This window comes from Clostridium simiarum (assembly GCF_018919175.1).
GTDB lineage: Bacteria > Bacillota > Clostridia > Clostridiales > Clostridiaceae > Clostridium_L > Clostridium_L simiarum.
Window position 1 is genome coordinate 59,805 of sequence record NZ_JAHLQL010000001.1, and the last position, 13,131, is coordinate 72,935.

Sequence of the window (13,131 nt, forward strand, 5' to 3'; positions counted from 1 at the left end):
ATAAAAGGGTGGTAAATATGGAAAAAATTACTTATAAATGTATTAAAAAATTTAATGATGAGGATATCAATATGTTGTATGAAGATGCAGGATGGACAAGTTATACAATGGATTTGCCTAAACTAATGAAAGCAATAGAAGCATCTTTAATGGTTGTTTCAGCATGGGATGATGATAAATTAATAGGTTTAATTAGAGTTGTTGGTGATGGTTTAACAATAATATATATCCAAGATATTTTAGTATTAAATTCCTACAAGAGAAAAGGAGTAGGAACAAAGCTTTTCAAATATGTTTTAAATAAATATAGCGATGTTCGTCAAAAGGTTTTACTTACAGAAGAGGGAGAAGAAACAAGAGGTTTCTATGAGGCAAATGGATTTATTTCCTGCGATAAAGGAGAAACAGTTGCATTTGCTAAGTTTCTGTAGGATTAGAATGGTATGTTAAACAACAGAGTATTAGAAGTAAGTTTAAAACTTATGAGAAAAGAAATCAGTGAAGTAATAAAATTATGAGTTTTAATATAGAATGAATAAATTTAAAAATAGTTTAAAATTCATTAGGATTAGGATGTATTAGCTAAATAATGTAACTTATTTTGTGATCTAAGACTAGTTTTAAAAATTGACATACTAAGCAGGAGGAATAAATATGGAAGAGAAGTGGCTTAGTTGGGCTAAGCAGTTGCAATCAATAGCACAAGCAGGATTGGCCTATTCAAAAGATAAATATGATATAGAAAGATTTCAACAGATTAGAAATCTTTCTGTAGATATATTAAATGAATATACTGGAGTAAGCAAGGAAAAAATAAAGGATTTATTTTGCAATGAAATTGGATACCAAACGCCTAAAGTAGACATAAGAGCTGCTATTTTTAAAGAAGATAAGATATTACTAGTTAAGGAAAGTATTGACGGCTGTTGGTCAATGCCTGGTGGATGGGCAGAAGTTAATTTATCAATAAAAGAAAATATAATAAAGGAAGCAAAAGAAGAGGCAGGAGTAAACGTAGTTCCCAAAAGGCTAATAGCGATCTTAGATAGAAATAAGCATAATGAACCTGTAACTCCTTATGGAATATATAAAATATTTGTGCTTTGTCAGTTGATAGATGGGGTTTTTGAAGAAAATATAGAAACTGAAGAAAGTGGATTTTTTTCATTAATGGATTTACCGCCACTATCTGTTGGAAGAAATACAAAAGCACAAATTGAAATGTGTTTTAAAGCTAGATTGGATGAGAACTTTTCTGCAATATTTGATTAGTTATATCTCTATTATGATAACATATCTACATATAAATGCATGAAAAGTCGAGAGAAGTATTAACTTATGATCTAATATTATATATAGAAAAGAGGGTACTTATGGACTGGATTAATCGGATGAATAGTTCAATTGATTATATTGAAGAGAATTTAGCTGGGATAATTGATTTTGAAAGGGCAGCACAGATTGCAGGATGTTCTGTTTATAATTTTCAACGGATGTTTTCGTTTATTCTTGATAAACCATTATCAGAATATATACGAAGTAGACGACTTACTCTAGCGGCTTTTGACTTGCAACACAGCAATATGAAAATAATTGATGTTGCTCTTAAATATGGCTATGATTCTCATGATTCATTTACACGTGCATTTCAGAGATTTCATGGGGTAGTACCATCACTTGCACGGGATAAAGGAACAAAACTTAAATCCTGTCCACGTATTTCTTTTCAAATTTCTATTAGGGGAGATAAGCAGATGAATTATCAAATTGAAGACTTTGAAGAATTCTCTATTGTAGGTTTTAAAAAAAGGGTTAATACTGCAACGGCTTTCGAGGAAATACCAAAAATATGGGATACAACAAGTAAAAACGGAGATATGAACTCTTTATTTAAAATGTTGACAGCGGCAGATAGTCGCCCAGCAGGTCTGCTAGGTATTTGTGTGGGAGGGAATTGGGGGAGCTCAGAGGAATTTGATTACTATCTTGGTGTTACTACCAATATTGAGCCAGCAGCTAATATGGCTAAATTGGATTTTCCTAAAGCCACATGGGTGATTTTCGATGCCAGTGGAAAATTACCAGATGCGGTTCAAGAGGTCCACAAAAGATTTTATACAGAATGGCTACCAAATTCAGGCTATGAACCTGATGATCTGCCAACAATAGAATGCTATATGCAAAATAACAAACAGGAAGTTTGGGTAGCAATAGTAAAAAAGTAGGAAGACTTTAATAAAACTAATGTCATTAGATTGAATATGTGGCTCATAAGAATCTTCCATATCTTTAGGAATACACTGAAAATGGTGAATCTAAAGTAAAGGACAAGAAAGAAACTTCTATTTAACTTTGTTGGAGCCAGTGCGAAAAAGTAACTAAAGAATTGAAATTAAGGGGTCACCATTTATGGTGATCCCTTAAAAGTTAAATACAGAACAATACTTAACAAAGCTTATTAATAAAAGGAAGAAGTACCTTTTATTAATAAGCTTCATAATTATTAGTGTGCTTATATTTAAATATATCAAGTTATTATAAGCTTTATGTGGAGTTCTCTCTTAAAGGGAAAACACTTCTACGGCTGAAGCTTAGAAGATGAGTTTTATAAGCAGATTATAAAATTTATGATTTTGAAATAATCATTAAAGTAGGGATCCAAACTTATGGTTTTAGAGTATTCGGTTAAGCATAGAACCAAGATCTATAATCTTGTGTGAATGGGTTAACCAGATACTCAACCTATGGTTTGTTGGTAGTCGCTTACTCTTTCAGTACTCATCTGAAGGTATGAAGATGGGTTTCCTTTAAAAAATATTAGTCTTGCTAGTTACCTTATAAAATCATAGCAAATGAAAAATAGACGAGTTTAAATAATGCTAGAATCTAATAAATCCTCAGCTTCATTTTCACTTATTTTTTTTATTAAAGTCATTTCATCAATTAAAAATTTTCGTGCGTTCATTAGCATCTGTTTTTCACTTGAATTAAGTGGTTTTTCTTTATTTATAAGTGTTAAGTCGTAGAATACCTCAGCACTTTCCTTTAAGGAACCAGATTTAAGCTTTTGCATATTAGTTTGATATCTTTGCTTAGAGGGAAGAATTTCTTCATTGGATGAATCTTTAGTTTGAAAACTAAACAGCACACTACTTAGGGTGGATGAATCACTAATCAAACGTAAATTTGAATGTGATATTCTATCTAATGGAATCATTATTTCCATATTGCTTTTTAGCATCTTTATAATATAATACTCTTGCTTTTCACCAGAAAACTCTTTTTCCTCTATATTTTTGATTATTCCTGCTCCTTGCATTGGATAAACAACCTTATCACCAATCTCAAACAAATAGAGCACCTCCATATATCTTTTATTCTTTATTTTAAGTATAACATATATAGAAAAAAATATCAAATTTACAATGATATCATAAATTATATATGCTTGTCAATAATTTTATTGAAGAAAAAATTTATTTAAAATAAAATTAATATTTACAATGTACATACTAAAAATAACTTTAAAATGAAGGTATTAATATTAATCACTTTATAATAAAACTCTTAGTTTTTTACCATACTATATTTGAGTAATAAAATATAAAGGAGAGGTTTTATGAAAAAATTAGAGTGTAATGTTTCAGGACTTGTGAATTCAGAAAGTAGAACTAAGCTAAATAATTCTTTAGATAAAATAGAAGGAGTCCAAAAGGTAGCCGTAGACATTGGACGAGGAAAAGTAGAAGTTCAATTCAATGAACCGGCCACCCAAGAAGAAATAAAAGATTGTATTGAAAAAACAGGATACTATATAGAATAGCATAAGCAGCGAACCAAGATCTATGATCTTGTGTGAGTCGCTTACTCATCTGAAGCTATGAAGATGAGTTTCCTGAGTATGTATCCCAAATCTATGATTTGGTGATAGTGGGTTAAGCAGATACCCAAACCTAGGGTTTGATGGTAGTCGCTTACTCTTTGAGTACTCATCTGAAGCTATGAGGATGAGTTTCCTAAGATGTATTCTGAGATCTATGGGTTTGTATGAGTTTGTTTACTCCAAGAGATGTAAGATGTACCAATATCCAATTTCAAAGAGTTTTAGGAAAGTATAAGAGTCTATAAACATGAGATAAAAAAGACCAAGATTAATAGTAAAAATTATTATGAATAAATAAAATAAAAAAACACAAATTAAGGATGTAGATTTTAAAATATATAAAATCTACATCCTTAAAATTATTAAAAGCAATATAGGTTGTAAAAATAGAAAGGGGCTATTTTTAATTGAAGAAAAAACTTTTAGGATTAGTATTAATATTTACTATTAGTTTATTGCAAACCACTGTATCTTCTAATGAAAAAGTCAATGAAGATAAAATCCCAAAATTACAAATAGGGGTAATTAGCGATATACATCTTGGTGAAGAAAAGGAGAGTAAAATATTTATAAATGCATTAAATGATTATAAAAATATAGCTCCAAACTGTAGAGCTTTAGCTATAGTAGGTGATTTTACTAATCATGGCCTAGAATTTCAATATGATGAGTTTAAAAAAGTGTTGGATAAAAATATAAGTTCCAATGTAGAAAAGATTGTTACTATAGGCAATCACGAGTTTTATGAAAGAAGGATTGATGAAAAATCAAAGGTTACTGATAATGAACTGAAGGATAGATTTGTTAATAAAACAGGTATGCCAGGAGTTTATTATGATAAATGGATAGATGGATATCATTTTATAGCATTAGGTAGCGAGGAATCTATGATTTCAAATCCAAAGAATGAAGATAGCGCAATAATATCTGAGGAGCAGTATAGTTGGCTAGAAAAAACACTGGCAGTTAATAAGGATAATAAAAATCCTATATTTATGTTTTTACATCAACCTATTAGTGATACTGTTTATGGTAGTGAATACTGTGGAGGATTAAAAGATGGTAAATTATTGTCTTTATTAAAACAATATCCTCAAGTTATACTTTTTTCTGGGCATTCACACTTTCTATTAAATCATCCAAGAACTATTTATCAAGATGGATTTACCATGGTTAATACAGCCTCTGTAGCCTACACTTGGTTTGAAGGTGGAGAGGGAGCCAGTCAATATTCTCAAGGATTATTATTAGATGTTTATAAGGATAGAGTGGAGATAAAATCTAGAGATTTTACTAGTCATAATTGGATAAATACCCATATAGTCAAGATACCCTATGAAGAAAATATAAAAGATGCTACAAAACCCACTTTCCCTAGTGAGGCTAAGGTTACTATAGATGAAGCTACTGAAAATTCTATAACCTTATCATGGGATGCAGCAGAAGACGATACTTTGGTAGATAAATATTATATTAAAAAAGATGGAGAAGTTATTGAAACAAAATATATAAAATTTTGGGAAAATAAAAATGAGAAAAGAGTATCTGTAACTTTGGCTAATTTATCACCAGGTACAGAATATAATATTGAAATATATGCAGTGGATGCATGGGGAAATCAAAGCTTAAATCCACTTAAAGTTATACCACGTACTAAATGATTAAATAACAAAGAATAAGTAAGACATTAATAATAATTTTATATTAATGAAAGATAAGAGTTGTTTCTTTAAATATCACTCAGATTCTAGATAAAAGGTAAAATATAAAGATGACAATATATATATGGTGATATAATGATGAAATTTAAAGCTTTAGAAATATATTTAAATAGCAAAATAAGAAAAATAGGAGCTGTTTTTTACAGCTCCTATTTTAATGTATAAAAATCCATAAAAATATAAAACTTAAATAATACTTGTTAATATCTTGACAAGATTGTTAATTAAAAGATATAATAGTTACTAAAGGTAGCTACTATTTATATTTTAAAATTTAACTTAAAACCATTGGATGAAGTTATACATAGAAACAATATTATTGAATTCTTTATAATCACTAAGATGTGTTAAAAACATGGCTGTGTTATAATAATAACTAATTAATTTTTACATTGGAGTGATTATTTATGGATAAAATAATAAATTTATTAAAAAACTTTAATTTTACTGAGTCAGAATCAAAGGTATATATTTCTTTATTAAAAAATGGAGCTGGTACAGGTTATGAAATAAGTAAAAATTCTTCTGTTCCAAGATCAAAGGTATATAACATACTAGAAATACTTATGGATAAGGGTTGTGTTGTAATTTCAAAAAAGACTAACCCTGTAAATTACAGTGCAGTACCTATTGATGAATTTATAAATAATATAAAGAGCAATGTAGATCAAAGTCTTGGAGAGGTAAAAAAAGAGCTTATAAGTTATAACCAGACCATGGATTTAGACAACATGTGGTATATAAGAGGATATAAAAATATATTTAATAAGTGCAAGAATTTATTAAATTCAGCTAAAAAGGATGTTTACATACAGGTTTGGAAAGAGGATATAGATAATGTTTATGAAGAACTGAAATCTCTTGAAGAGAGAGTTGATGAGGTTGTAATAATCCTTTATAGCGCTAACAATGATTATGATGTTAATCTTAGGAGCTTTTATAAACATGGCTTTGAAAAGGATATGCTTGAAGAAAGCGGAGGAAGATGGGTTAATATCGTAGTAGATTCTAATGAAATGATATTTGGACATATTCAAAATGATAAAAATGCAGAAGTGATTTGGACTCAGAGTAAGCCTATGGTTTTTCTAGCAAAGGAAAATATAAGACATGATGCTTATTGCTTAAAGCTTATTGAAGCTTTAGAAGATGATGCAAAAGTTAAGTTTGGTAAGGAATTAGAAGGGGTAAGGGATATTTTTAAAGGTCCTAATCCTAAATAAAATAAAAAGGAGCTTATTAATTATGGAAAAGGTTGTACTAATACTTATTGTTATTATAAATGGAGTATTCGCTTTTAAGTTTGTGAAAGATATATTAAATAATAAAAATGAAATGAAACAGGAACCAGGTAGTAACATATTTCTATCTATTTCCTCTGCAATAATATTTTTTCTTTCTACTTTTGGTATTTCAGACTTCGCCATTTCCACTATACTATATCGTAAGAAAAATTTAGTTTCAGATAAAAAACTTCCTGGTACTTTAAATACACAATGTGTTATACCGGTAGCTGTTATGGCACTAGCTTATATATCTGTAATAAAAGTTGATCCAATTACGCTTATAGTTTGTATAGTTGCTCAGATAATAGGAGCTTACATAGGACCGAGATTTGTAGTTAAATTAGAGCCTAAAGTTATAAGAAAATTTATTAGTATAGGTTTATTAGTTGCCACAGCATTTATACTAGCTGGTAAATTTAATCTTGTACCTTCTGGTGGAACAGCTACAGGTCTTAGTGGTATTAAACTTGCAGTTGCTGCAATATGCTTATTTGTATATGGTGCATTAAATAACATAGGAATAGGATCTTATTCTTTAACTATGGCAACAATATATGCTCTTGGTATGAATCCAGCAGTAGCCTTTCCAATAATGATGGGAGCTTGCACATTCTCAGTTCCTATAGGAAGTATGGAGTTTATTAAATATGGTGAATATGGAAGGAAGATAACAGCCTTTACTTCAACCTTTGGAGTTATAGGAGTTTTAGTAGCTGTTTATTTAGTTAAAAGCTTGAACGTATCAATGCTTCAATGGGTTATTGCAGCCATTCTTTTATATAGTGGATTAAGTATGCTTATGAATGAGATTAAAGCAGGAAAAGTACAACCTCAATAATAATAATAATAAAAATAAATAATTTATAGGAGTGATTAAATGCTAATTTTAACTAGAGAAGACATAAAGAAAGTATTTACAATGAAGGATGCTATTGAAGCAGACAAAGAGGCTTTAAGAATATATTCTGCAGGAAAAAGTGTAGTGCCTTTAAGGGTTAATATAGACATTCCAAAAGAACAGGGACAAAGCTTATTTATGCCGGCTTATGTGGAGGAGTTGGATGCTACGGGAATAAAGATAGTTTCAGTTTTCCCTAAGAACATTGAAAAAGGTAAACCTTCCGTTCCAGCTAAGATGATCTTATTAGACGGAAAGACTGGAGAGGTTACTGCAATAATGGATGGAACTTATTTAACTCAGTTAAGAACAGGAGCAGTTCAAGGTGCTGCTACAGATATTTTATCAAGAAAAGATGCTAAAATTGCAGTTCTATTTGGAACTGGTGGACAGGCAGCTACACAGCTAGAAGCTATGATTTGTGTTAGAGATCTAGAAGAGGTTAGGGTTTTTGATATAAATAATGAAAGAGCAAAAGAATTTGTAGAAGAGATGAAAAAGGAATTATCTCAATATAATACTAAAATAGTAGCAGTTGAAGAGGCTGCAGAAGCTATAAAGGATGCGGATATTATAACAGCAGTTACAACTTCTAGAAGACCTGTATTTGATGGCTCATTAGTTAAGAAGGGTGCTCATGTTAATGGCGTTGGAGCTTATACTCCTGAAATGCAAGAGTTAGATGAAACTATAGTTAAAAATGCAGATAAGGTATACTTTGATACAGAAGAAGGAGTTCTTGCAGAAGCAGGAGATTTTATAATACCAATGGAAAAAGGTATTGTATCAAAGGAAGATTTTAAGGGAGAATTAGGACAAGTTATTCTTGGAGAAATCTCTGGAAGAGAAGATGATGAGGAGATAACACTTTTCAAAACCGTTGGAGTGGCAGTGCTTGATGTGGTTACTGCATACAATATATACAAAAAAGCCATAGAAAACAATATAGGACAACATGTAGAATTATAGAGGGTTTAATGCTCTGTGAAAGCAAAAAAGTTATCCTATTGCTACTATTAAGGTTCAGATGAAAAGAGGTATTCATAACAAGTAAACTCCATATGAAACTCTGAATAATTTCATATTAAAAGGTATGGACTTTAGACTTTTTATCTAAATTCCATACCTTTCTATTTAAAATAAATTTATTTATTTTGTTCTTCTAAATATTCATCATAGGACATCTTCTTATCTATAATGCCACTATCTGTAATTTCAATAATTCTATTAGCTATAGTTTGAATGAATTGATGGTCATGGGAAGAGAATAATAAATTACTCTTATAGTCCATTAATCCATTATTTAATGCAGTAATTGACTCTAGGTCAAGATGGTTTGTAGGTTCATCTAATATTAATACATTAGCACTGCTTAACATCATTTTTGAAAGCATACATCTTACCTTTTCACCACCAGATAATACATTTACCTGTTTTAAAGGTTCATCTCCAGAGAAAAGCATTCTACCTAAAAATCCTCTTAAATAGCTTTCAGCTTTTTCTTCTGAAAATTGTCTTAACCAATCTACTAAATTTAACTCTACACCATTAAAGTACTCTGAGTTATCCTTTGGAAAATAAGCTTTTGTTATAGTTACGCCCCATTTGTATTCTCCGCTATCTGGTTCCATCTCTCCAGTTAAGATTTTAAATAGAGTTGTTTTTGCTATATCATTAGTTCCAACAAAAGCTATTTTATCTCCCTTTGAAACAGTAAAGTTTACATTATCTAAGATTTTTACTCCATCAATGGTTTTACTTAAACCCTCTACCATTAATATATCATTTCCAACTTCTCTCTCTGGTTTAAATCCTACAAAAGGATATCTTCTAGAAGAGGGTTCCATTTCATCTAAAGATATTTTATCTAAAAGTTTTTTACGAGAAGTTGCTTGCTTAGATTTTGAAGCATTAGCACTAAAACGTGCAATAAACTCTTGTAATTCTTTTATCTTTTGTTCTTTTTTCTTATTTTGATCCTTTGCCATTTGAATAAGCAATTGGCTTGATTCATACCAGAAGTCATAGTTTCCTACATATAGCTTGATTTTTCCAAAGTCTACATCCGCCATATGGGTACATACTTTATTTAGGAAATGTCTATCATGGGATACTACTATAACAGTTCCTTCAAAGTTTATTAAGAATTCTTCTAACCAGTTAATAGATTTTAAATCTAAATGGTTAGTAGGCTCGTCTAGGATTAATACCCCTGGTTTTCCAAAAAGAGCTTGAGCAAGAAGAACCTTTACCTTCTCACCACCAGTTAGATCTGCCATTTTTTTATCATGTAGATCTGTGGATATACCTAGTCCTTGTAGTATAGAAGAAGCATCAGATTCAGCTTCCCATCCATCTAGTTCTGCAAACTCTCCTTCAAGCTCTGAAGCCTTCATTCCATCTTCATCTGTGAAGTCTGCTTTTGCATAAAGCTCATCTTTTTCCCTCATAATTTCATAAAGTCTAGCGTTTCCCATAATTACTGTCTCTAGAACCTTATGATCATCATATTGGTAATGATCCTGTTTTAAAACAGACATTCTAATTCCAGGCGCTATATTAACTTCACCAGTATTTGCTTCAATTTCACCAGATAATATTTTTAAAAAGGTACTTTTACCAGCACCATTAGCTCCTATAACACCATAGCAGTTACCAGGAGTAAATTTAAGATTTACATCTTCAAAAAGTTTTTTATCGCCATATCTTAAGCTTAAATTAGTTACATTTATCACGTAGTTTACCATCCTTTTAATTAAATATTCACACTTACTGCGAAATTATATCATAAATAAGCATTTCTTGCACCTGTATATTTAAGTAATTTTGAAAAATATTAAGTTTAAAGTCTATTTAAGAGGTAATATTTTTATGCATACAGGATTAGGTACATTAATTCCCTCTGAAATTTGATTAAGCTGCCCAGAATCTTTATCTACAGCAAAAGGTACTATATTACTTGAATTTTGGTTTGCAACAAAAATAAACTTTCCAGTAGGGTCTATGGCAAAATCACGAGGAAAGTTTCCTTTAGTAGAAAAGTGAGAAATAAGCTGTAGTTTTCCAGTGAAGTTATCAATGTTATAAAGAGCTATGCTATCATCACCACGATTTGAAGCATATAAATGCTTACCCTCTGGTGAAATATGAATGGCAGAAGCATAACTAGTGCCAGAAAACCATTTAGGAAGAGTAGATATATTTTGAATTTCCTTAAAAGATAAGTCTTCAGTGCAATACTCTAAAACTGTAATACTTGAACTAAGCTCATTTATCACATAAGCAAATTTGCTTTTTGGATGAAAGGCTAAATGTCTTGGACCAGAGCCTTTATTAATATTTATACCATAAGAACTGGTAATTGAAATTCCTTTATTGGGGTCAAATTTGTAGAGCATTACCTTATCTATTCCTAAATCCACAGCACATAGATATTTTTCATCTGGAGTTAAAGACACATAATGCACATGAGCCATATGCTGTCTTTCCTTGTTAGGGCCTGCTCCTTCATGTTCTATTATAGAAGGAGCGGCTCCTATGGTACCGTCTATATTTAATGGATAACTTATAATTTTTCCTTCATGATAGTGAGCTGAAAAAATATAATTATTATTAATATCTGTACTTATATGGCAAGGTGGTTTTCCTTCAACAGTTCTATAACTTAAAGCTTTAAGACCTCCAGTGCTTTCATCTATAGAAAATGAAGCTATACCACCACTAAGCTGAGCTTTATTTTTCTCAATTTTTATAGTGGAATAAAGGTATTTATTATCTCTAGAAAAGGTTAAGTAAGTAGGATTTTGAATTTCAGCCATTAATCCCAAGTCTTCAATTTCACCAGTGTTAGTATCTATGCCAAAACCGTAAATGCCCTTGCTAAGACCATTAGTATAGGTTCCAACGTAAGCTATGTATTTTCTATTTATATCCTTCAAAATACATCCCTCCATAAATTATTAATTTAAATCAAGTGATTCTTAGGTTCAGGTGGAGTTTGCTTATAAGAAATAATCTCCATACCTGAATCTTAGAAGAACTTATCCAGGGGTATACCAGTGCTTTTGCACAACACGAGAACTCTAAATCACTAAATTTTAAAAGTTCTAATATCTCATAAAATAACATTAGCAATGGTATCCATTGCATAAATTATACCATATATAGAGGAAGGGACTTTAGAGAGAGGAAGAGAATTCTATTTTATATTTGTAATTTGTGGGAAATAGGTTAATTTATACGAAAGCTTCATGTATAATTATGTTGAAATTTAACGAAAGTTATGCTAGCATTACCATAATACTTAGAAAATAAATAATTTTTAATATATGTTTAGTAAAAGAGAGGAAATATTATATGAGGGACTTTGAAATATTTACAGACTCCTGTTGTGATCTACCTATAGAGTATATAAGGGAGAAAAAATTAAGGTTTGCAAGGCTTACTTGTAGCTACAGTGGGAAACAATATTTTGATGATTTTGGACAAAGTTTAAGTCATGAACAATTTTTTAAGGATTTAAGAAATGGAGAAACCCCGTTAACTTCACAGCCAAGTGTAGAGGAATTCTATAATAAATTTAAGAGTATAATAGAAGAAGATAAAGATATTTTATATATTTGTGTTTCTACAGGTTTAAGTGGAACAGAAAACAGTGCTACTATAGCTAAAAATATGTTATTAGAAGAGTATTCTGGAATAAATATAGCTATTGTAAATGTTTTAACAGCTTCACTTGGACAAGGCTTAATGGTAATGAAGGCTTTTAAAATGAAAGAAGATGGAAAGTCCTTTAAAGAAATAGTAAATTATATTGAAGAAAATAAACAAAAATTAAATACTTATATTACTGTAGATGATCTACATCATTTAAAAAGGGGAGGTAGACTATCTTCAGCAGCTGCAATGATAGGAATAGTACTTCATATCAAACCAATAATGACTATAAATGGAGAAGGAAAGGTTATGCCTATTATAAAAGTTAAGGGCAGGAAAAGCTCCATTAAAAAGCTAGTAGAGCTTATAGTAGAAAGAATAGAAGATTCAGAAAATCAAACTATAGCTATATGCCATGGGGACTGTTTAGAGGAAGCCCTAAAGCTTAAAGAAAGCATACTCAGTGAAATAAAAGTAAAAGATATAATTATTAACTTTACAGGTCCCGCAGTAGGCACTCATGGAGGACCAGGAAATTTAGCTGTATTTTTCATGGGTAAAGAAAGACAAAATCATATAATTTAAAAATAGATTAGAAGTTGTTTTTAGCAACTTCTTTTCTATTTATTAAGTAAAAATTTTTATTAATTTAACAATAGATAGGAAGGGTGTGGTACTCTATTTATA

The 13,131-nt window shown here is 30.3% G+C and carries 12 protein-coding genes; 9 read left to right on the plus strand and 3 right to left on the minus strand.

Going from position 1 to position 13,131, the window contains the following annotated elements:
* Nucleotides 1-17 precede the first annotated feature (17 nt).
* The 3 genes from KQI89_RS00300 to KQI89_RS00310 all read left to right on the plus strand — a co-directional run bounded on the left by KQI89_RS00300 (nt 18) and on the right by KQI89_RS00310 (nt 2,225).
* The gene (locus KQI89_RS00300; RefSeq protein WP_216455450.1) at nt 18-431 is read left to right on the plus strand and encodes a GNAT family N-acetyltransferase; all 414 of its coding nucleotides are present in this window, start codon (nt 18-20) and stop codon (nt 429-431) included.
* 223 nt (nt 432-654) lie between these two features.
* Nucleotides 655-1,272 (plus strand): NUDIX hydrolase N-terminal domain-containing protein, encoded by a 618-nt coding sequence (locus KQI89_RS00305; RefSeq protein ID WP_216455451.1) that lies wholly within the window; start codon nt 655-657, stop codon nt 1,270-1,272.
* A 35-nt stretch (nt 1,273-1,307) separates the two neighbouring features.
* Nucleotides 1,308-2,225, plus strand: coding sequence for an AraC family transcriptional regulator (locus KQI89_RS00310; RefSeq protein ID WP_343216320.1), 918 nt, complete (start codon nt 1,308-1,310; stop codon nt 2,223-2,225).
* A gap of 644 nt (nt 2,226-2,869) precedes the next feature.
* Here KQI89_RS00310 and KQI89_RS00315 read toward each other — a convergent pair.
* Nucleotides 2,870-3,352, minus strand: coding sequence for a CarD family transcriptional regulator (locus KQI89_RS00315; protein ID WP_207706368.1), 483 nt, complete (start codon nt 3,350-3,352; stop codon nt 2,870-2,872).
* Between the two features lie 267 nt (nt 3,353-3,619).
* Between KQI89_RS00315 and KQI89_RS00320 the strand changes: the two genes are divergently transcribed.
* The 5 genes from KQI89_RS00320 to KQI89_RS00340 all read left to right on the plus strand — a co-directional run bounded on the left by KQI89_RS00320 (nt 3,620) and on the right by KQI89_RS00340 (nt 8,757).
* A complete protein-coding gene (locus tag KQI89_RS00320) occupies nt 3,620-3,823 on the plus strand; it encodes a heavy-metal-associated domain-containing protein (RefSeq protein WP_216455452.1) in 204 nt (67 codons plus the stop codon).
* Nucleotides 3,824-4,290: 467 nt separating this feature from the next.
* Nucleotides 4,291-5,544: a metallophosphoesterase gene (locus KQI89_RS00325; protein ID WP_216455453.1), complete on the plus strand. Its 1,254-nt coding sequence runs from the start codon at nt 4,291-4,293 to the stop codon at nt 5,542-5,544.
* A 467-nt stretch (nt 5,545-6,011) separates the two neighbouring features.
* A complete protein-coding gene (locus tag KQI89_RS00330) occupies nt 6,012-6,827 on the plus strand; it encodes a TrmB family transcriptional regulator (protein WP_216455454.1) in 816 nt (271 codons plus the stop codon).
* 22 nt (nt 6,828-6,849) lie between these two features.
* Nucleotides 6,850-7,728 (plus strand): sulfite exporter TauE/SafE family protein, encoded by an 879-nt coding sequence (locus KQI89_RS00335; RefSeq protein WP_246582925.1) that lies wholly within the window; start codon nt 6,850-6,852, stop codon nt 7,726-7,728.
* Nucleotides 7,729-7,767: 39 nt separating this feature from the next.
* Complete coding sequence (locus tag KQI89_RS00340) at nt 7,768-8,757, plus strand: ornithine cyclodeaminase family protein (protein WP_216455455.1); 990 nt, start codon at nt 7,768-7,770, stop codon at nt 8,755-8,757.
* A 176-nt stretch (nt 8,758-8,933) separates the two neighbouring features.
* On the opposite strand, the gene KQI89_RS00345 is transcribed toward KQI89_RS00340, so the two are convergent.
* Nucleotides 8,934-10,523 carry an ABC-F family ATP-binding cassette domain-containing protein gene (locus tag KQI89_RS00345; RefSeq protein ID WP_032121203.1) on the minus strand — a complete coding sequence of 530 codons (1,590 nt, stop codon included), beginning with the start codon at nt 10,521-10,523 and terminating at the stop codon, nt 8,934-8,936.
* Between the two features lie 114 nt (nt 10,524-10,637).
* Nucleotides 10,638-11,726 (minus strand): lactonase family protein, encoded by a 1,089-nt coding sequence (locus KQI89_RS00350; protein WP_216455456.1) that lies wholly within the window; start codon nt 11,724-11,726, stop codon nt 10,638-10,640.
* Nucleotides 11,727-12,144: 418 nt separating this feature from the next.
* Here KQI89_RS00350 and KQI89_RS00355 point away from each other — a divergent pair, with 418 nt between their 5' ends.
* On the plus strand, nt 12,145-13,029 hold the full coding sequence (locus KQI89_RS00355) for a DegV family protein (protein WP_216455457.1): 885 nt from the start codon (nt 12,145-12,147) through the stop codon (nt 13,027-13,029).
* Nucleotides 13,030-13,131 lie beyond the last annotated feature (102 nt).